Annotated in this window: 16 protein-coding genes; 11 read left to right on the forward strand and 5 right to left on the reverse strand. The window is 71.8% G+C overall.

The genetic code is table 11. The features are described 5' to 3' along the window. Positions 1-49: 49 nt before the first annotated feature. Positions 50-1330 (reverse strand): DUF1015 domain-containing protein, encoded by a 1281-nt coding sequence (locus tag OHA61_RS31215; RefSeq protein ID WP_406305847.1) that lies wholly within the window; start codon positions 1328-1330, stop codon positions 50-52. 72 nt (positions 1331-1402) lie between these two features. Between OHA61_RS31215 and OHA61_RS31220 the strand changes: the two genes are divergently transcribed. From OHA61_RS31220 to OHA61_RS31235, 4 genes are all read left to right on the forward strand, one after another. Beyond that, positions 1403-2431 (forward strand): HAD-IIA family hydrolase, encoded by a 1029-nt coding sequence (locus OHA61_RS31220; RefSeq protein ID WP_406305848.1) that lies wholly within the window; start codon positions 1403-1405, stop codon positions 2429-2431. 167 nt (positions 2432-2598) lie between these two features. Beyond that, positions 2599-3579 (forward strand): FecCD family ABC transporter permease, encoded by a 981-nt coding sequence (locus OHA61_RS31225; RefSeq protein ID WP_406307544.1) that lies wholly within the window; start codon positions 2599-2601, stop codon positions 3577-3579. After that, positions 3576-4613 carry a FecCD family ABC transporter permease gene (locus OHA61_RS31230; protein WP_406305849.1) on the forward strand — a complete coding sequence of 346 codons (1038 nt, stop codon included), beginning with the start codon at positions 3576-3578 and terminating at the stop codon, positions 4611-4613. Before OHA61_RS31225 ends, OHA61_RS31230 begins: the two co-directional genes overlap by 4 nt. Before the next feature lie 35 nt (positions 4614-4648). After that, positions 4649-5449 carry an ABC transporter ATP-binding protein gene (locus OHA61_RS31235; protein ID WP_406305850.1) on the forward strand — a complete coding sequence of 267 codons (801 nt, stop codon included), beginning with the start codon at positions 4649-4651 and terminating at the stop codon, positions 5447-5449. Positions 5450-5467: 18 nt separating this feature from the next. Here the strand turns inward: OHA61_RS31235 and OHA61_RS31240 are convergent, their stop codons facing one another. Then, a complete protein-coding gene (locus OHA61_RS31240; RefSeq protein WP_324990544.1) occupies positions 5468-5815 on the reverse strand; it encodes an SCP2 sterol-binding domain-containing protein in 348 nt (115 codons plus the stop codon). 42 nt (positions 5816-5857) lie between these two features. Between OHA61_RS31240 and OHA61_RS31245 the strand changes: the two genes are divergently transcribed. From OHA61_RS31245 to OHA61_RS31270, 6 genes are all read left to right on the forward strand, one after another. After that, on the forward strand, positions 5858-6214 hold the full coding sequence (locus OHA61_RS31245; RefSeq protein WP_406305851.1) for a hypothetical protein: 357 nt from the start codon (positions 5858-5860) through the stop codon (positions 6212-6214). Positions 6215-6221: 7 nt separating this feature from the next. Further along, a complete protein-coding gene (locus OHA61_RS31250; RefSeq protein WP_406305852.1) occupies positions 6222-7037 on the forward strand; it encodes a TlyA family RNA methyltransferase in 816 nt (271 codons plus the stop codon). Continuing rightward, entirely contained in the window at positions 7034-7951 is a 918-nt protein-coding gene (locus tag OHA61_RS31255; protein WP_266477930.1) for an NAD kinase, read from the forward strand. Before OHA61_RS31250 ends, OHA61_RS31255 begins: the two co-directional genes overlap by 4 nt. 177 nt (positions 7952-8128) lie before the next feature. Then, positions 8129-9859, forward strand: coding sequence for a DNA repair protein RecN (recN, locus tag OHA61_RS31260; RefSeq protein WP_406307546.1), 1731 nt, complete (start codon positions 8129-8131; stop codon positions 9857-9859). After that, positions 9856-10599, forward strand: a complete 744-nt coding sequence (locus OHA61_RS31265; RefSeq protein ID WP_406305853.1) for a hypothetical protein — start codon at positions 9856-9858, stop codon at positions 10597-10599. Before recN ends, OHA61_RS31265 begins: the two co-directional genes overlap by 4 nt. Before the next feature lie 90 nt (positions 10600-10689). Next, positions 10690-11769: a glycosyltransferase family 4 protein gene (locus OHA61_RS31270; protein ID WP_406305854.1), complete on the forward strand. Its 1080-nt coding sequence runs from the start codon at positions 10690-10692 to the stop codon at positions 11767-11769. A gap of 448 nt (positions 11770-12217) precedes the next feature. Here OHA61_RS31270 and OHA61_RS31275 read toward each other — a convergent pair whose 3' ends face one another. From OHA61_RS31275 to OHA61_RS31285, 3 genes are all read right to left on the reverse strand, one after another. Then, a complete protein-coding gene (locus tag OHA61_RS31275; RefSeq protein WP_324976259.1) occupies positions 12218-13843 on the reverse strand; it encodes a PucR family transcriptional regulator in 1626 nt (541 codons plus the stop codon). Between the two features lie 99 nt (positions 13844-13942). Next, on the reverse strand, positions 13943-15340 hold the full coding sequence (locus OHA61_RS31280) for an FAD-binding oxidoreductase (RefSeq protein WP_406305855.1): 1398 nt from the start codon (positions 15338-15340) through the stop codon (positions 13943-13945). Between the two features lie 141 nt (positions 15341-15481). Then, entirely contained in the window at positions 15482-17284 is a 1803-nt protein-coding gene (locus OHA61_RS31285; protein ID WP_406307548.1) for a glycoside hydrolase family 15 protein, read from the reverse strand. Between the two features lie 466 nt (positions 17285-17750). On the opposite strand from OHA61_RS31285, the gene OHA61_RS31290 reads away from it, so the two are divergent. Beyond that, complete coding sequence (locus OHA61_RS31290) at positions 17751-19400, forward strand: CTP synthase (RefSeq protein WP_406305857.1); 1650 nt, start codon at positions 17751-17753, stop codon at positions 19398-19400. The last annotated feature ends 101 nt before the right edge of the window (positions 19401-19501 follow it).

The following is a 19501-nucleotide window of genomic DNA, read 5'->3' on the forward strand; positions in this document are numbered from 1 at the left end:
ATGTAACGAGAAAGGGCGGCACCCCAGCGGGTGCCGCCCTTTCTTCGTTTCAGTCCAGCGTCAGGCTCCGCAGGACCAGCCCCGTCGCCGGCTTCGGGCCGAAGGACGTGGACTTCCGGGGCATCGTGACGCCTTCGCGGGCGAGGTCCCGTACGACGTCCTCCGGTACCGGATGCATCAACACCGCGGTCCCGCCCCGGCGTTCGGCCTGGGTGACGGCCGCCTCGGTGTCGTGGATGTACGCGATGTACTCCGGGGTGTCCGGGATCCGCCAGATGTGGTCCAGGAGCGTGGAGTGCAGGACGGTCGCATCGAGCGTGCGCCAGGCTTCGGGGCGGTCGGCGCGCACCGTGCGGGAGAGCAGCTCCGGGTCCGGGCGGTCCAGGAGGTGGAAGGCGCCGTCGCCCGCGAGCAGGAAGGCGTTCCCCTCCGCAGCAGCCTCCCCGAGCGTCTCCAGCGCCTGCGGGAGCGGTACGTCCAGGCGCCGGGCGCGGAAGGAGCCGCCCACGGCCGCCAGTGCTTCGGAGACCGGGAGGCGGTGCAGCACCCGGTGGATGGCGCGTACCCGCAGCGGGTAGCGGGCCGTGTCGATCAGCAGGACGAGACCGTAGTTCCAGGGGCCGGGCGTGGGGTGTTCGGCGCGCAGCCGCAGATAGGTCGCCCAGCGGTGGTGGCCGTCGGCGATCAGGGCCTGGCGTTCGGACAGGTCGGAGCGGATCTCGGCCAGATCGGCGGGGTCCGTCACCGACCACAGACGGTGGCTGAAGCCGTCCTCGGTGGTGGTCTCCAGGAGTGGGGAGCGCAGGACGGTGCGTTCGATGACGGCGGTCGCGCCGGTCGGGCTGCCCACGCTGCGATACGTCAGCAGCAGCGGCTCCAGGTTGGCGGCGGTCGTACGCATCAGGGCCGCGCGGTCCGCGACGATGTCCGGCATCACGTCCTCGTGGGGGAGAACGACGCCCTCGGACGGTTCGGACAGGGCGAGCGCGCCGATGACGCCTCGCTGCAGGAGCTCGCCCTGGCGCTGCTCGTACACGTACAGCGCGGGCTCCGGGTCCGCGGCCAGGATGCCCTCGGTCAGCCAGCGTGCGAGGGTGTCGGCGGCCTTCTGGTTGCGGTCGCCGGTGGAGTTCGCCTGCGGGAGGATCAGCCGGACGATGTTGTGGGGGTCCGCCGACTCCAGGTGGTGCAGGCCGTCGGGCCTGACGACGACGTCGTACGGCGGCGAGGTCACGGCGGCGAGGCTGCCGACCCGCTCGGGGACATAGCGCAGCCCACGGAACGGGATCAGGTGCAGACCGTCGTTGGCCGCGGGACCTTCGGTGTTCATTTGTGCATCGTATGTGGGCTCCGGGGATGAGCGATGATCGGGTCAGTGGCCCCGAACGAGGAGCGTATGCGAATGAGTCAGCAGCACAGGACCCGGCCGAGCGGGAGTGGGACGGCGCTGAGCGAGGCGTACGACACGGCGCTGCTGGATCTCGACGGCGTGGTCTACGCGGGCGGTGAGGCGATCGCACACGCCGTGGACTCGCTGCTGACGGCGCGCGAGGGCGGGATGCACCTCGCGTATGTGACGAACAACGCGCTGCGGCCGCCCGAGGCTGTGGCCGAGCACATCACCGAGCTGGGTGTCCCGACCGATGCGGCGGATGTCATCAACTCCGCGCAGGCGGTCGCCCGGCTGATCTCCGAGCAGGTGCCGGCCGGGTCCCGGGTGCTGGTGATCGGCGGGGAAGGGCTGCGGGTCGCGCTGCGCGAGCGGGGTCTCGAGCCGGTGGAGTCCGCCGACGACGATCCGGCGGCTGTGGTGCAGGGGTACGGCGGGCCGGATCTGACATGGGGGCGCTTCGCGGAGGCGTGCTACGCGATCGCGCGAGGTGTGCCGTGGTTCGCGTCCAACACGGATCTGACGATTCCCAGCGCCCGGGGCATCGCGCCCGGAAACGGCGCGGCCGTGGAGGTCGTACGGATAGCGACGGGCGCGGAGCCGCAGGTGGCCGGGAAGCCGCTGCCGCCGATGCACAAGGAGACGATCCTGCGGACGGGCGCGCGCAGGCCGCTGGTCGTGGGCGACCGGCTGGACACGGACATCGAGGGCGCGTTCAACGGAGGCGTCGACTCCTTGCTCGTACTGACCGGGGTGACCGACGGTGCGCAGCTGCTCGCCGCGCCGCCCGAGCACCGGCCGACCTATGTGGACGCCGATCTGCGCGGGATGCTGACCGGGCAGCCCGAAGTGGCCGAGACGGATGGTGGATTCGTGTGCGGAGGGTGGACCGCGTCCGTACGGGACGGTGCGCTCGCGCTCGACGGGCAGGGTGAGCCGCTGGATGGGCTGAGGGCGCTGTGTGCGGCGGCCTGGACGCAGGCCGGGGACGGGGTGTGCACGCTGGACGCGGGCAAGGCGCTGTCCAGGCTGGGGATGTAGGAACGTCGGCGCGGGAATCGGGGGTGCCCGCCCGGGGGTTGAGCTGTCTGCGGCTTCGCGCCTGTCGCGATGGGAGGGTAGGCTAACCTAACCTCGTGTTGGTCGACAATCCCCCCGAACAGAGCGCGGAGCCGATATCCGCGACCGAGCCCCGCAAGCGCCATGCCCTGCGCGCCGCCGGGTTGCTCGTGTCTCTCGGCGTCCTGCTGCTTGTCTGCGTCGCGAGCATCGCCGTCGGTGCCAAGTCGATTCCGCTCTCCGAGGTGTGGCACGGGCTGTTCCACAACGCGGGCGTCGGCAACGACGTGATCATTCACGATGTCCGGGTGCCGCGGACCCTGCTCGGACTGATCGTCGGCGCGGCCCTCGGGCTCTCGGGCGCGGTGATGCAGGCTCTGACACGTAACCCGCTGGCGGAGCCCGGCCTGCTGGGCGTGAACGCGGGGGCGTCGGCCGCGGTGGTCTCCGCCGTCAGCTTCCTCGGCGTCACCTCGCTGAGCGGATATGTCTGGTTCGCGTTCATCGGTGCTGCCGTCGTCTCCGTACTCGTGTACGTCCTCGGCGGCAGCCGCGGCGCGACTCCGGTACGACTCGCCCTCGCCGGAACCGCGGCCACCGCCGCGCTCTACGGCTACGTCAACGCCGTAGAGCTGCTGGACTCGGCCGCGCTCGAACGGCTCCGGTTCTGGACGGTCGGCTCGCTCGCATCGGCCGACATGGAGACCATCCGCAAGATCGCGCCCTTCATCGGCATCGGCGTGGTGCTCGCTTTGCTGCTCGCGCGGCCGCTCAACGCGATGGAGATGGGCGACGACACCGCCCGCGCGCTCGGCGCCCATCTGAACCGGACGCGCGCACTGGCGATGCTCACCGTCACCCTGCTGTGCGGGGCCGCGACCGCCGCCTGCGGGCCGATCGTGTTCATCGGGCTGATGATCCCGCATCTCGTGCGCTCCCTCACGGGGCCCGACATGCGGTGGATCCTGCCGTACGCCACGATCCTGTCGCCGGTCCTGCTGCTGGGCGCCGATGTCATCGGCCGGGTCGTCACCCGCCCCGCCGAGCTGCAGGTCGGCGTCGTCACCGCGCTGATCGGCGGGCCCGTCTTCATTCACCTTGTACGCCGCAAGAGGATGGCCCAGCTGTGAAAGCCGTGAAAGCGATACGCACCCCCGGCGGGCTCTCCCTGCGGTTCGATCCGCGGTCGGTTGTCGTATCCCTGCTGCTGGCCGCGGTCACCGTGGCAGCCGGAGTCGTACTCATCGGCAGCGGCGACTTCCCCATCTCGCCCGGCGAGGTCGTAGCCACACTGCTCGGGAACGGCACCCAGGCCCAGGAGTTCATCGTCCAGGACCTGCGGCTGCCGCGTGTGCTGGTCGGGCTGCTCGTCGGCGCCTCGCTCGCCCTCAGCGGCGCGATCTTCCAGTCCATCTCCCGCAATCCGCTGGGCAGTCCGGATGTGATCGGCTTCGGGCAGGGCGCCACCGTCGGCGCGCTCTCCGTGATCGTCCTCTTCGACGGCGGAGCGCTCGCGGTGGCGGGCGGCGCGGTCGTCGGCGGAGTGGTGACCGGTGTCGGGGTCTACGTCCTCGCGTGGAAGCGCGGTGTGCACGGCTATCGCCTCGTCCTCGTCGGCATCGGCATCGCCGCCATGCTCACCGCGGTCAACCACTATCTGGTCACCAAGGCCAGCCTGGTCGAGGCCACCCAGGCCACGCTGTGGATGACCGGCTCGCTCGACGGCCGCGACTGGGCGCAGGTCTGGCCGCTGCTCGGCGTGTTCGCCGCGGTCGTCCCGCTGATACTCATGCACGGGCGGCCGCTGCGGATGCTGGAGATGGGCGACGACGCCGCGTACGCCCTGGGAGTGCCCGTCGAGCGCACCCGCCTGGTGCTCATGGGCTCGGGCGTCCTGCTCATCGCGGTCGCGACGGCGGCCGCCGGGCCGATCGCCTTCGTGGCCCTGAGCGCCCCGCAGCTCGCCCGCCGGCTGACCCGCTCGCCGGGGCCGAACCTGGCAGCCGCCTCCGTGATGGGCGCCGCGCTGCTGCTGATCGCCGACTGGGCCGCCACCACCGGCTTCGGCGACCGCCAGCTGCCGGTCGGCGTGGTCACCGGGGTGCTGGGCGGCTGCTATCTGCTCTGGCTGCTGGTCACCGAACGCAAGGCGGGCCGCATATGAACCCCGTGAACCACGAATCCAGGAGTACGCCCGCCATGCAGCGCCTCACCGCGGAATCGGTCACCCTCGGCTACGACCAGCGCGTCATCGCCGAGAACCTCTCGGTGGAGATCCCCGACAACTCCTTCACCGTGATCGTCGGCCCGAACGCCTGCGGAAAGTCGACACTGCTGCGCGCCCTGTCCCGGATGCTCAAGCCGTCCCACGGCCGCGTCCTGCTCGACGGACACTCCATCCACTCCCTGCCCGCCAAGAAGGTCGCCAGAACGCTCGGCCTGCTGCCGCAGTCGTCGATCGCGCCGGACGGGATCACCGTCGCCGACCTGGTCGCGCGCGGCCGCTATCCGCACCAAGGGCTGCTGCGCCAGTGGTCGGCGCAGGACGAGCGGATTGTCGAGGAGTCGATGGGCGCGACCGGAGTCGGTGAACTGGCAGAGCGCTATGTCGACGAATTGTCCGGCGGCCAGCGCCAGCGCGTATGGATCGCGATGGCGCTCGCCCAGCAGACGCCGCTGCTCCTGCTCGACGAGCCCACGACCTTCCTCGACATCCAGCATCAGCTGGAGGTGCTCGACCTGTGCGCCGAGCTGCACGAGACGCAGGGGCGCACACTCGTCGCCGTACTCCACGACCTCAACCAGGCCGCCCGCTACGCGACGCACCTCATCGCCCTGCGCGAGGGGACGGTCGTCGCCGAGGGCGCGCCCGCAGACGTGGTCACCGCCGAGCTCGTGGAACGCGTCTTCGGGGTGAAGAGCCAGGTCATCGACGACCCGGAGTCCGGAACGCCGCTGGTGGTGCCGGCGGCACGGAGGCGCGTCACCACCGCGTCGTAGCGGCTGCCCTCGTAATGGCTACAGCAGCGTCCGCAGACGCAACAGATCGCGGAAGCCCGCTTCGAGCCTGACCCGGCCCGAGGCCCAGGCCTTCGCGAAGTTCAGCTCGCCGTTCACCATCGCCACCAGGTCGTCGCCGCTCATCGCGAGGCGGATCTGCGCCTTCTCGAGCGGTGGCCCCTGGATGGTGTCCTTCACCTCGATCCGGCCGTCGTCGAGACGGCCGGTGAAGGTGATGTCCAGGTCCTTGATGTGGCAGCTGAGGGAACGGTCGAGCGCGGCCGCGCCCCGCACATCGCCGTCCGCCTGTGCCAGGTTGTCCGAGAGTTTGTCGAGTGCGCTGCGGCACTCCTGCGTCGTCGCCATCGTGATCGACCGTACCGCAGGGCTTCGCGGTAGCGTCTGGGCATGAGCGACTCGATGCCCAGGCCGCAGGTCGAAGGGCAGGGGATCCACGCGGAATCCACTGCCCCTCAGACGGATGAGCCCGCCGCGCCCCAGGCGTACGAATCTGCTGCGCCCCAGCCGTACGAGCCCGCCGCGCCGGCGCCCCTGGGCGTCCAGCGCGTGCCCACCGGCAACGCAGGGGTGGACGCCCAGCTGGAGCGGCTGGCCGACGCCGACCACCTCCCTGCGGACGGACATCTCGAGGTGTACGAGGATGTACACCGGGGGCTGCGGGACGCGCTGACCGCGCTCGACGCACGCCCGGCGCCCGCACCCGCGGGGCCCTTGCCCTCGCCTTCGTACAACCACAGGAGCTGAACGGAACGTGGCAGGAGTGGCCCGCCGCCGTCTCGACGCCGAGCTGGTACGCCGCAACCTCGCGCGCTCGCGCGAGCACGCGACCCAGCTGATCGCCGCGGGGCGGGTGACCGTCGGCGGCAACACCGCGACGAAGTCCGCCACCCAGGTCGAGACCAGCGCGGCCATCGTCGTCGCCTCCGACGACAGCGACCCCGACTACGTCTCGCGCGGCGGCCACAAGCTCGCCGGCGCGCTCGCCGCGTTCATGCCGCTCGGGCTCAAGATCGAGGGACGGCGGGCGCTGGACGCGGGTGCGTCGACAGGCGGCTTCACGGACGTACTGCTGCGATCGGGAGCCGGACACGTCGTGGCGGTCGACGTCGGCTACGGGCAACTCGCGTGGTCTCTTCAGAGTGATGAACGCGTGAGCGTCAAAGACCGTACCAACGTGCGTGAACTGACATTGGAGTCGATCGACGGAGTGCCGGTGGACCTTGTGGTGGGCGATCTGTCGTTCATTCCGCTCGGTCTTGTGCTGCCCGCGCTCGCGCGCTGTGCCGCGCCCGACGCGGACCTGGTGCTGATGGTCAAGCCGCAGTTCGAGGTGGGCAAGGACCGCCTCGGCAGCGGCGGGGTCGTCCGCAGCCCCGAGCTGCGCGCGGACGCGGTCAAGGCCGTGGCGCGCAAGGCCGCCGGGCTCGGTCTCGGCGTGCAGGGCGTCACGGCCAGTCCGCTGCCGGGACCCTCCGGAAACGTCGAGTACTTTCTGTGGCTCCGGGCCGGAGCGCCCCAGCTCGATCCGGCGGATGTCGACCGTGCAGTGGCGGAGGGACCTCGTTGACAACCACATCAGCAGCGACACCAGCGCGCACCGTTTTCCTGCTCGCGCACACCGGGCGCCCGGCGGCGATCCGCAGCGCGGAACTCGTCGTCCAGGGGCTGCTGCGCAGCGGTCTCGGCGTACGCGTACTGGCGGCGGAGGCGGCCGATCTGCCGCTGCCGCCGTCAGTCGAGACGGTGAACGAGGCGACCCCGGAAGTGCTCGACGGCTGTGAGCTGCTGATCGTCCTCGGCGGGGACGGAACGCTGCTGCGCGGCGCCGAGTTCGCCCGTGCGTCCGGGGTGCCGATGCTCGGAGTCAATCTGGGGCGGGTCGGCTTTCTCGCGGAGGCCGAGCGCGACGACCTCGACAAGGTCGTCGACCGGGTCGTCACGCGCGCGTACGAGGTCGAGGAGCGCATGACCATCGATGTCGTCGTGCACACCAACGGCGATGTCGTGCACCGGGACTGGGCGCTGAACGAGGCGGCCGTGCAGAAGGTCTCGCCCGACCGGATGCTGGAGGTCGTGCTCGAGATCGACGGGCGGCCGGTGACCGGCTTCGGCTGCGACGGCATCGTCTGCGCGACACCGACCGGCTCGACGGCGTACGCGTTCTCGGCGGGCGGGCCGGTGGTCTGGCCGGAGGTGGAGGCGCTGCTGATGGTGCCGATCAGCGCGCACGCGCTGTTCGCCAAGCCGCTGGTGACGTCTCCGACGTCGGTGCTCGCGGTCGAGGTGCAGCGGAACACTCCGCACGGGGTGCTGTGGTGCGACGGGCGCCGGACCATCGAACTGCCGCCCGCGGCACGGGTGGAGGTGCGCCGGGGGGCGGTTCCCGTGCGGCTGGCCCGGCTTCATCACGCGTCGTTCACGGACCGGCTCGTGGCGAAGTTCGCGCTGCCGGTGTCGGGGTGGCGCGGCAAGCCGCACTAGACACCAGGCATGGGCGGGGCACGCGGTTCTTCCCGGTCGAGTGCTGTGTCCTTCCGGGGGGCAACCCCCGAACCCCCGGCGATTTACGTGGTCTCGGCCCGGGAGAGTGAATCGGGACCCGGGGTCCGTCGCACGGCGGGCCCCGGACCTCGTAAGGTCGTGTCCGTGTTGGAGGAGATGCGGATACGGTCGCTCGGGGTCATCGACGACGCTGTCGTCGAGCTTTCGCCCGGTTTCACCGCGGTGACCGGCGAGACGGGCGCGGGCAAGACCATGGTCGTCACCAGCCTGGGGCTGCTGCTCGGCGGGCGCGCCGACCCCGCGCTGGTGCGGATCGGCGCCAAGTCGGCGGTGGTGGAGGGGCGGATCAGCGTGTCCCCCGGTGCCGCCGCCGCGCTGCGGGCCGAGGAGGCCGGGGCGGAACTCGACGACGGCACCTTGCTGATCAGCAGAACCGTCTCGGCGGAGGGGCGCTCGCGCGCCCACATCGGCGGACGGTCCGTGCCGGTGGGCATGCTGTCCGAGCTGGCCGACGAGCTCGTGGCCGTACACGGCCAGACCGACCAGCAGGGGCTGCTGCGACCGGCGCGGCAGCGGGAGGCACTCGACCGGTACGCGGGCGACGCGGTCACCGGGCCGCATGCCAAGTACGCGGCCGCGTACCGGCGGCTGCGGGCCGTCTCCGTGGAGCTGGACGAGCTGACCACGCGCGCGCGTGAGCGGGCACAGGAAGCCGATCTGCTGCGCTTCGGTCTCAGCGAGATCGAGGGCGTCGAGCCGCGCGCGGGCGAGGACGTCGAACTCGCCGCCGAAGCCGAACGGCTCGGGCACGCCGAGGCTCTCGCCTCCGCCGCGTCCGTCGCCCACGCCGCGCTGGCGGGCAATCCCGAGGATCCGGAGGGCGTCGACGCCACGACGCTCGTCGCGGGCGCGGGACGGGCACTGGACGCCGTGCGCTCCCACGACCCGGCGCTCGCCGCGCTCGCCGACCGGATGGGCGAGATCTCCATCCTGCTCGGCGATGTGGCCGGAGAGCTCGCCGGGTACGCGGACAATCTGGACGCCGATCCGCTGCGCCTCGCCGCGGTGGAGGAACGGCGGGCGGCGCTGACCGCGCTGACGCGCAAGTACGGCGGGCACGGTGAAGGCATTGCCGCCGTACTCGCATGGTCCGAACAGAGCGCCGAACGCCTCACCGAGCTGGACGGCGACGACGACCGGATCGGGGAGCTGGCGGCCGAGCGCGACGCTCTGCGCAGCGAACTGTCGGGCCTGGCACAGGCGTTGACCGACGCACGTACGGAGGCGGCGGCGCGGTTCGCCGAAGCGGTCACCGAGGAGCTGGCCTCGCTCGCGATGCCGCACGCGCGCGTGTCGTTCGAGATCCGCCAGAGTGAGGACCCGGAGGGCGTCGAGGTCGGGGGCCGTACCGTGGCGTACGGCCCCTCCGGCGTCGACGAGGTCGAACTGCTGCTGGCCCCGCACCCGGGCGCGCCGCCGCGGCCGATCGCCAAGGGGGCTTCGGGCGGTGAGCTCTCGCGCGTGATGCTCGCGGTCGAGGTTGTCTTCGCCGGAACCGACCCGGTGCCGACGTATCTCTTCGACGAGGTCGACGCGGGCGTGGGCGGAAAGGCGGCGGTCGAGATCGGACGCCGTCTGGCGAAGCTCGCGAAGACGGCGCAGGTGGTGGTCGTGACACATCTGCCGCAGGTGGCGGCGTTCGCCGACCGGCAGCTGCTGGTCGAGAAGACCAACGACGGGTCGGTGACCCGGTCCGGAGTCACGGTCCTCGAAGGGGAGGACAGGGTGCGCGAGCTGTCGCGGATGCTGGCGGGCCAGGAGGACTCCCAGACGGCTCGGGCGCATGCCGAGGAACTGCTCGCCACGGCGCGGGCGGACGGTCGATGAGGCGCGCGGCCGCTTTCGCCACCGCCTTCGGGGCGACCCGGTCCGTGTACGAGGTGCTGCGCAGACGGGCGCCCGGGGACCCCGCGCAGTGGCAGCGCAAGAACTACGCGGGCCGCACGGTCGACCTCTACGCCGGGCCGGCCGCCGCGGTCGGGGCCGCGGTCGGGGCCGCGTCGGCGGCTTCGGGGCCGACCGCTGTCGCGGTGGTCGCGGCGGGGGCGTGCGGGGCGTACGACGACCTGAAGGGGGACCACCGACGCGGCTTCAGGGCGCACCTGAGCGCGCTGGGGCACGGCGAGGTGACAAGCGGGGCCGTGAAGCTCTTCGGCATCGGGGCGGCGGGGCTCGCCGCGGGGGCGCTGCTCAAGGAGCGGCCCGTCGACAAGCTCCTCGCCGGGATCGTGATTGCAGGCACCGCCCACCTGGTCAACCTCGTGGACGTCGCGCCGGGACGGGCCGCCGTCGCCGTGCTCGGGATCGGCGCGCCCGGCCTGCTGCGTCGCGGCACCGCCGGTGCGCTCGCCGCGGCGCCCATGGGAGCCGCCGCCGCGATCGTCGCCGAGGACCTGGGCGAGCGGACCATGCTCGGCGACAGCGGGGCGCACGCCCTGGGCGCGGCACTCGGCGCCGCGATCGTCGCGGGCAACGGCCGCGCCGGGCTTGTCGTTCACGCGGCGGGCCTGATCGCTGCGGCCGTGTACGGGGACGAGGTCAGCAGGCTCGCGGGATCACCCATGTGAGTGACACCGCGCCCCGCGCCGCCCGGCCGGGACACGTCAACGACACCCCGACAGTGCCGGAACGTGCGTGCGGGCTGGCATCCTTGGCGCGTGACACAGCTGCGTACGGTCCAGGTGCTGGGCGGCGGCAGTGCGGGCAGCAGCGCGCATGTCAGGTCGCTGGCCGCGGGGCTGGTGGCGCGGGGCGTGCGGGTGACGGTGTGCGCCCCCGCCGAACTGAAGCACCTCTACGACTTCCCCGGCGCCGGGGCGCACTTCGCCGCCGTACCGCGGCGGAGCGATCCGGCGGCGATCGGGGCGTTGCGCGCGGCCTGCGCGAAGGCGGATGTCGTGCACGCGCACGGGCTGCACGCCGCCGTACGCGCCACGCTGGCGCTCAGCGGGCAGCGCGTGCCGCTCGTCGTCACCTGGCACACCCGCTCGCACGCCGAGGGCGCGCGCGGTCAGGTGCTGCGGCTGCTGGAGCGAAGGGCTGCTCGGGCGGCGGCGGTTGTGTTCGGCACCTGCTCCGAACTGGTCGACCGGGCCCGCCGGCGCGGCGCGCGCGACGCCCGCCTCGCACCGGTCGCGGCGCCCGCCCCGCGGGGGCGTCCGGACCGCGGCGCGGACAAGTCGCGGGCCGAACTGGGCGCGGTGGACCGGCCGTTGCTGATGGCGGTGGGCAGCCTCGTGCCGCACCGGGGGTACGGGACGCTGCTGGACGCGGCAGGGCTGTGGCGCGGCCTCGACCCGATGCCGCTGGTGGTGATCGCGGGGGAGGGGCGGGAGCGGGGTGCGCTCCAGCGCCGCATCGAGACGGAGGGCCTTCCGGTACGGCTGGTGGGCCGCAGGGACGACATCGGCGACCTCCTCCCGGCGGCGGACGTCGCCCTCCTCCCGAGCCGCTGGGAGGCCCGCTCCCTGCTCGCCCAGGAGGCCCTGCGCCTGGGCGTCCCCCTGGTCGCGACGGCGGTCGGCGGCATCCCGGAACTCGTGGGCGACGCGGCGGAACTGGTCCCGTACGGGGACGCGGCCACGCTGGCCGACGCGGTGGCACGACTGCTGGCGGACGAGGGGCGACGGGGGGAACTGGCGGCGGCGGGGCGGGTGCAGGCGGGGACGTGGCCGACGGAGGACGAGACGATCGCGCAGGTTCTGAGCGTGTACGACGAGGTGGTGGCGGGGCGCTGAATTCTCCCCACCCCGCCCTCCCCCTACGGCCTGGCGGCCGTGGGAGGTACCCCCATCCCGAACCGGGGCTCCGCCCCGGACCCCTGGGGTTACGTGGGGGCTGGCGCCCCCACACCCCCGAAGCGCCCGCTTCGCGGCGCGGACCCCAGGTCCCCAGGGGGGAACTTGGGGGTTGGCGCCGCCACACCCCCGAAGCGCCCGCTTCGCGGCGCGAGCCAACCACCTTCCGGCGCGTCGGCTCGGTGCCGCCACATCCCGAAGCGCCCGCTTCGCGGCGCGAGCTGACGGCCTCCGGCCGCAGGGGGAAGCGGGACGCGGGGGCTACGCCCCCACGCTCCCCATGCGCCCGCTTCGCGGCGCGGACAGGCCGCCTCCCGGCGGGCGGGCCTCGCGGCGTATCCAGCCCCGACGGCCACCCCGCGGCACCGGGCGCCCAGCACCCCGTGCCTCACCCCACGTGCCGTCTCGCCCTCAGCGCCAGGCTCAAGGCCAGTACCGTCTGCGGGTCGTCCAGGTCCGTGCCCAGGAGTTCCGAGATGCGGGCAAGGCGGTTGTACAGCGTCTGGCGGTTCAGATGGAGCTCGCGGGCCGTTTCCGCCTTGCGGCCCGCGTGGGCCAAGTACGTCTGCAGCGTCGGGAGGAGCGGCGGGCGCGAGGACGCGTCGTGGTCGCGCAGGGGGCCGATCGCGCGCTCCACGAAAGCCGACAGGTCCGGGTGGTCCCGCAGGCGCCAGAGCAGGAGGTCGATGTCCAGGCGGCGGGCGTCGTACCAGGGACGGTCCGAGAGGCCCTGCGCCGCCGTCGCCGTTTCCGAGGCGTGGCGCAGGCCGGCCGATGCCGCCGCCCAGCCGCCCGCCATGCCGACGACCACGACCGGCGGGTGCGCGCCCGCGCGTTCCAGGCCGGCTCGTTCGACGCCCGCCCGCAGCGCCGCGGCGACCCGGTCGGCGACGGCCGTGCGTTCGGACTCGGAGCGCAGGCCGAGCAGGAGCGGAACCCGGCCCTCCACGGGGCGTACGCCCAGCAGCACCGGTACGCCGACCGCCGACAGCTCCTCCAGCACCGCGCGGGCGAGCAACGCCCAGTTCCCGGACGGCGAGAGCTCCGCGGCCAGGCGCATGACGACCGGCAGCAGCGGTCCCTCGCCCGGCTTGAAGCCAAGGACCTTCGCCTGGGCCGGCGCGTCCTCCGCCGTGATGCGGCCCTCCGCCAGGTCCGTCAGGAAGTCGCCGCGGCCGCGCGCAGCCAGCTCCTCCTCCTGGCGGGCCTGCATCAGGACGACCGCCAGCAGCCCGGCCGCCCGCTCCGCCGCCATCCGGTGCACCGTCAGCAGCGGGGAGCCGACGGCCAGCAGGACGAGCCGCGCGCGTACCGACGCGGCGCCCTGACCGCCGCCGGGGACGTCGACCAGGACCGTCCCGGCCGGCGGCGACTCCCGTGCCGCACGCTGGCTCCGCAGCCTGTCCCAGACCTGGAGCGGATCCGCCCCGGCCCGTCCCGAATCGGATCCGGCCGCAAACAGGAGCTGTCCGTCCGCCGTCTCCAGGAAGACGGGGTTCGCGGTGAAGTCGGCGAGGATACGCAGCACTTGGGGCACCCCGCCCCCTTCGAGCAGCACCTCCGTGCAACGCCGGTGCACTTCCTCGGCCTGCCGCAGCAGTGCGTAGTGCCCGTTGACGATCTCGGTGTGGACCTCCTCGGTCACCGAGACGAAGGGGACCTCCCGGTGCAGCTGCACGAGCGGCAGTCCGACCGCCCGCGCGGTCTCCACGATCACCGAGGGCAGCCGGCTGAAGCGCGGCCCCAGCTCCACCACGAGCGCGGCGATGCCGCGGTCCGCGAGCCGGCGTACGGAGGCCCGCTGTTCGGCGGGCCGGGTGCCGAGCCCCATGCCCGTGGTGAGCAGGAGCTCGCCACCCTTGAGCAGGGAGGCGATGTTGGGCGCCTCACCGGCATGCACCCAGCGCACCGTCCGCTGCAGCCGGTCCGCGCCGGCGACGACCTCCGGAAGTCCGGCGCGCAGTCCGGGCAGTTCCAGTGCCTGCTGCACCGTGATGCCACCTTGGGTCTCCACTGACTGTCGCCTCGCGCTTTCACTCGGGCCGGACCGGCGACGCGGACGCTACCGGGGCCGGTGCGTCCGCGCACATAACCAGGGCCCCGCGGGCAGTCGTCATGCCCCGTTCGGTGACGCTGGTTTGATGTTGTGGTTGAGCCGGAACACGTTCTCGGGGTCGTACTCCGCCTTGACCGCGGCCAGGCGCTTGTAGTTGTCCTCGCCGTAAGCCGCGACCACCCGCTCCTGTCCCTCCTGCCCGATGAAGTTCAGATACGTCGCGCTCAGCGACCAGGGCTTCACATCGGCGCGTACGTCCCGCACCCACTGCTTTGCCCGCTCGTCGTCGTCGGGGCTCTCCCAGACTCCGAAGGGATGCACGGCCCACGGCGCCTCGCGCCAGGGCACCGGATAGTCGGCAGGACCCCTGGCCACCGCGCCGCCCATCGGGAACAGAACGTGCTGTGTGCCGGTGGGTACGGGCATGTCGGCCGCGCGGGAGCAGTAGACGTCGACGGCCTCGTCCGGGAAACCCGCCATGAACTCCGCGGACCAGTAGTTACGCATGAGCGGCGGGTCGTCGAGCATGCACTGCAGGTCCGCGTACGGCAGTTCGGCGATGACTTCGGCCTCGTGGCCGAGACCGAGCATCGGCTCGCTCACATCACGGGCCTCTTCCTCCCAGCCCGCGTACGTCACCAGCACGGCGAGCACGAGCCTGCCCACCATGTGCTCGGGAACGAACGGCTCGGGCGGCCCGGTGAGATAGAGACAGCCGCCGCCGACCTCGTCCGGCGCGGACTCGATGAAGTCACGGTAGGCGCGCACGACTTCGGGTCCGGCCTCGGGCTGGAACAGCAGCATGACCATCGACATCGCCGGGAGCGCATGCAGTTGCAGGGTGATGGCCGTGGCCACGCCGAAGTTGCCGCCCCCGCCGTGCAGCGCCCAGAACAGCTCCTGGTTCTCGTCCGCACTGGCGTGGACGGTGTCGCCGTCGGCGGTCACCAGCTCCACGGCGATGAGATTGTCGCAGGCCAGGCCCCACTTGCGCTCCAGCCAGCCCGATCCGCCGCCCAGCGTGAAGCCACCGACCCCGGTGGTGGACGCTCGCCCGCCGGTGGTCGCCAGAGCGTGGGGCTGGGTCGCCCGGTCGAGATGGCTCATGGTGGCGCCGCCGCCGATCCGTGCGGCCCGGGACTGGGGATCGACGACCACGGTGTGGATGCGGCGCAGGTCGACGACGATTCCGCCGTCGGTCACCGCCATGCCCGCGACGCTGTGGCCGCCGCCGCGGACGGCGATCTCCAGATCGTTGTCGCGGCCGAAGCGGACCGCCCTGGCGACATCCGGTCCCGTCTCGCACTGGGCGATGACGGCGGGACGCCGGTCGATCATGCCGTTGAAGATGGTGCGAGCGTCGTCGTACCCCGCATCACCGGGGGTGTACGCATCGCCGGTCAGTTCCCTGCGGAGACCGGCCAGCGCGGCCTCCGTGATGTCATGGGGCGCCATAGTGGCCCCCTTCCGAGGGCGCGACAGGACATTTTCATCGTAGTCCCGACAAGGAGGACATGATCGGTCGAGCCGCCCTGCCGCGCTCCTGGTCCTGCCGCGCTCTTCGTCGTGCCGCGTTCGTGCCGCGCTCCTCGCGCTCTATCCTCCGTACGCGCCAGAGGCCGTCAGCCGCAGCGCCGTGTCGATCAGCGGGACATGGCTGAACGCCTGCGGGAAGTTCCCCACCTGCCGCTGCAGCTTCGCGTCCCACTCCTCGGCAAGCAGCCCCAGGTCGTTGCGGAGCGAGAGCAGCTTCTCGAAGAGCCGCCGCGCCTCGTCCACCCGGCCGATCATCGCCAGGTCGTCCGCGAGCCAGAACGAGCAGGCCAGGAACGCTCCCTCGTCGCCCTCCAGACCGTCCACACCGGCGTCCTCGCCCGCGGTCGGGTAGCGCAGGACGAAACCGTCCTCCGTGCCCAGCTCCCGCTGGATCGCCTCGATCGTGCCGATGACGCGCTTGTCGTCCGGCGGCAGAAAGCCCATCTGCGGAATCAGCAGCAGGGAGGCGTCCAGCTCCTTGGAGCCGTACGACTGCGTGAACGTGTTGCGCTCCGGGTCGTACCCCTTCTCGCAGACATCGCGGTGGATGTCGTCACGCATCTCGCGCCACCGCTCGATGGGACCGTCCGCGTCGCCGGACTCGATCAGCTTGATCGTCCGGTCGACCGCGACCCACGCCATCACCTTCGAGTGCACGAAGTGCCTGCGCGGCCCGCGCACCTCCCAGATGCCCTCGTCGGGCTGGTCCCAGTGCTTCTCCAGGTAGCGGATCAGCTTGAGCTGGAGCAGCGAGGCGTAGTCGTTGCGCGCCAGGCCGGTCATGTGCGCCAGATGCAGAGCCTCGGTGACCTCGCCGTACACATCCAGCTGGAGCTGGTGCGCCGCGCCGTTGCCGACGCGTACCGGAGCGGAGTTCTCATAGCCGGGCAGCCAGTCCAACTCGGCCTCGCCCAGCTCCCGTTCGCCCGCGATCCCGTACATGATCTGCAGGTTCTCCGGGTCGCCCGCCACCGAGCGCAGCAGCCACTCGCGCCAGGCGCGGGCCTCCTCGCGGTAGCCGGTGCGCAGCAGTGAGGAGAGGGTGATCGCGGCGTCGCGCAGCCAGGTGTAGCGGTAGTCCCAGTTGCGTACGCCGCCGATCTCCTCCGGCAGCGAGGTCGTCGGCGCGGCCACGATCCCGCCCGTGGGCGCGTAGGTCAGCGCCTTCAGCGTGATCAGCGAGCGGACCACGGCCTCGCGGTAGGGCCCGTGGTACGTGCAGTGCTCGACCCACTCCCGCCAGAAGTCCTCGGTCGCCTCCAGCGAGCCCTCCGGGTCCGGCAGCGCCGGCGGCTGGTGGTGCGAGGGCTGCCAGCTGATCGTGAACGCGATCCGCTCGCCGGGGGCGACGGTGAAGTCGGAGTACGTGGTGAGGTTCTTGCCGTACGTCTCCGTGGAGGTGTCCAGCCAGACCGAGTCCGGTCCGGCGACGGCGACTGTGCGCCCGTCGACCTTGTGGACCCAGGGCACCACACGCCCGTAGCTGAAGCGCATGCGCAGTGTGGAGCGCATCGGCACGCGCCCGCTCACGCCCTCCACGATCCGGATGAGCTGGGGCGCGCCGTCACGCGGCGGCATGAAGTCCGTCACGCGGACCGTGCCGCGGGGCGTGTCCCACTCCGATTCGAGGATCAGCGAGTCACCGCGGTAGCGACGCCGGTCGGCGGCCGGAGGCCCCGCCTCCGCGGAGTGCGCGGGACCGAGCCGCCAGAAACCGTGCTCCTCGGTACCGAGGAGGCCCGCGAAAATGGCATGCGAGTCGAAGCGGGGTAGGCACAGCCAGTCCGCTGTTCCGTCCCTGCAGACCAGTGCTGCGGTCTGCATGTCTCCGATAAGTGCGTAATCCTCGATGCGCCCGGCCACGTGCATCTCCAGTCGAACGGCCACGTCCGCCCCGCGGGGCGCTTACTGCTGTCAAGGGTCGTCGACGAGCGCGGTGTTCCGGTCGACGGATGATGGTGTCATGTGACGTCCCACCCGTCGCCCTCCACCACCCTGCTCGATGCGCTTCGCGCGCCCCTCTGCATCGCTCGGCGAGCGAGTGTCCGAGCAGGATACGACGCACAGTAATGATCTGCGCGCCCGTCTCGGCAACACAACTCAGCCGAACGAGTGAGCCAAGGGTGAGTCCTGGTGAGCGGGGTACGCAAGTGGCGACGCGTGGCCGGAAGCAGTCTCCCGTCGGCGCTGATACCCTGGTACCCCGTGGACCGGTGGCCGTCCTGTGCGAATCAGGGGCCCCGAAACCGCAGCGACGGCACCCTCCGGACGACCGGAAGGCACGCCGGTACGCACCTCACCTCGCGACCACGGGAGCCCCCTCTTGGCGATGCCGCCCAAATCCATGACGACCAAGCACATCTTCGTCACCGGGGGTGTCGCCTCCTCCCTCGGCAAGGGCCTCACGGCCTCCAGCCTGGGCGCGCTGCTCAAGGCGCGGGGCCTGCGAGTCACCATGCAGAAGCTCGACCCGTATCTGAACGTCGACCCGGGCACGATGAACCCCTTCCAGCACGGTGAGGTGTTCGTCACCAACGACGGTGCCGAGACCGACCTGGACATCGGCCACTACGAGCGCTTCCTCGACGTCGACCTCGACGGCTCGGCCAACGTCACCACGGGGCAGGTCTACTCCCAGGTCATCGCCAAGGAGCGGCGCGGGGAGTACCTGGGCGACACCGTCCAGGTCATCCCGCACATCACCAACGAGATCAAGCACCGCATCCGGCGCATGGCGACCGACGACGTCGATGTCGTCATCACCGAGGTCGGCGGCACCGTCGGCGACATCGAGTCACTGCCGTTCCTGGAGACCGTCCGCCAGGTCCGCCACGAGGTCGGCCGGGACAACGTCTTCGTCGTGCACATCTCGCTGCTGCCCTACATCGGCCCCTCCGGCGAGCTCAAGACCAAGCCGACCCAGCACTCCGTGGCCGCCCTTCGGAACATCGGTATTCAGCCAGACGCGATCGTGCTGCGGGCGGACCGCGATGTTCCGATCGCGATCAAGCGCAAGATCTCGCTGATGTGCGACGTGGACGAGGCGGCCGTGGTCGCGGCCATCGACGCCAAGTCGATCTACGACATCCCCAAGGTGCTGCACACCGAGGGCCTGGACGCCTATGTCGTACGCAAGCTCGACCTGCCGTTCCGCGATGTCGACTGGACCACGTGGGACGACCTGCTGGACCGGGTGCACAACCCCGACCACGAGGTCACGGTCGCGCTGGTCGGCAAGTACATCGATCTCCCCGACGCCTATCTCTCGGTGATCGAGGCGCTGCGCGCCGGTGGCTTCGCCAACAAGGCCCGTGTCACGGTCAAGTGGGTCACCTCCGACGACTGCAAGACCGCGGCCGGCGCCGCCAAGCAGCTCGGTGACGTCGACGCGGTCCTCATCCCCGGCGGCTTCGGCGACCGCGGTGTGAACGGCAAGGTCGGCGCGATCACCTACGCCCGCGAGAACAAGATCCCGCTGCTCGGCCTGTGCCTGGGCCTGCAGTGCATCGTGATCGAGGCCGCGCGAAACCTGGCCGAGATCCCCGAGGCCAACTCCACCGAGTTCGACGCCGCCACCGCCCACCCGGTGATCTCCACCATGGAGGAGCAGCTGGCCTATGTGGAGGGCGCGGGCGACCTCGGCGGAACGATGCGCCTCGGCCTCTACCCGGCGAAGCTCGCCGAGGGCTCGATCGTCCGCGAGGTCTACGGCGACCAGCCCTATGTCGAGGAGCGCCACCGCCACCGCTACGAGGTGAACAACGCCTACCGCGCGGAGCTGGAGAAGAAGGCGGGCCTCCTCTTCTCGGGCACGTCCCCCGACAACAGGCTCGTCGAGTACGTCGAGTACCCGCGCGAGGTTCACCCCTACCTGGTCGCCACCCAGGCGCACCCGGAGCTGCGGTCGCGCCCGACGCGTCCGCACCCGCTCTTCGCCGGTCTGGTGAAGGCCGCGGTGGAGCGCAAGACGGCCAAGTAGCGCACAGGCGTTACGGTTGACCGGGGCCCGGGCCTCGGGGTCTGGGGGCATCCCCGCACAAGGCCCCGCGGGCGCGTGCCCCGGTTCTGCATGTACGTGGC

The sequence above is a fragment of the Streptomyces sp. NBC_00885 genome (genome assembly GCF_045207475.1).
Classification (GTDB): Bacteria; Actinomycetota; Actinomycetes; order Streptomycetales; family Streptomycetaceae; genus Streptomyces.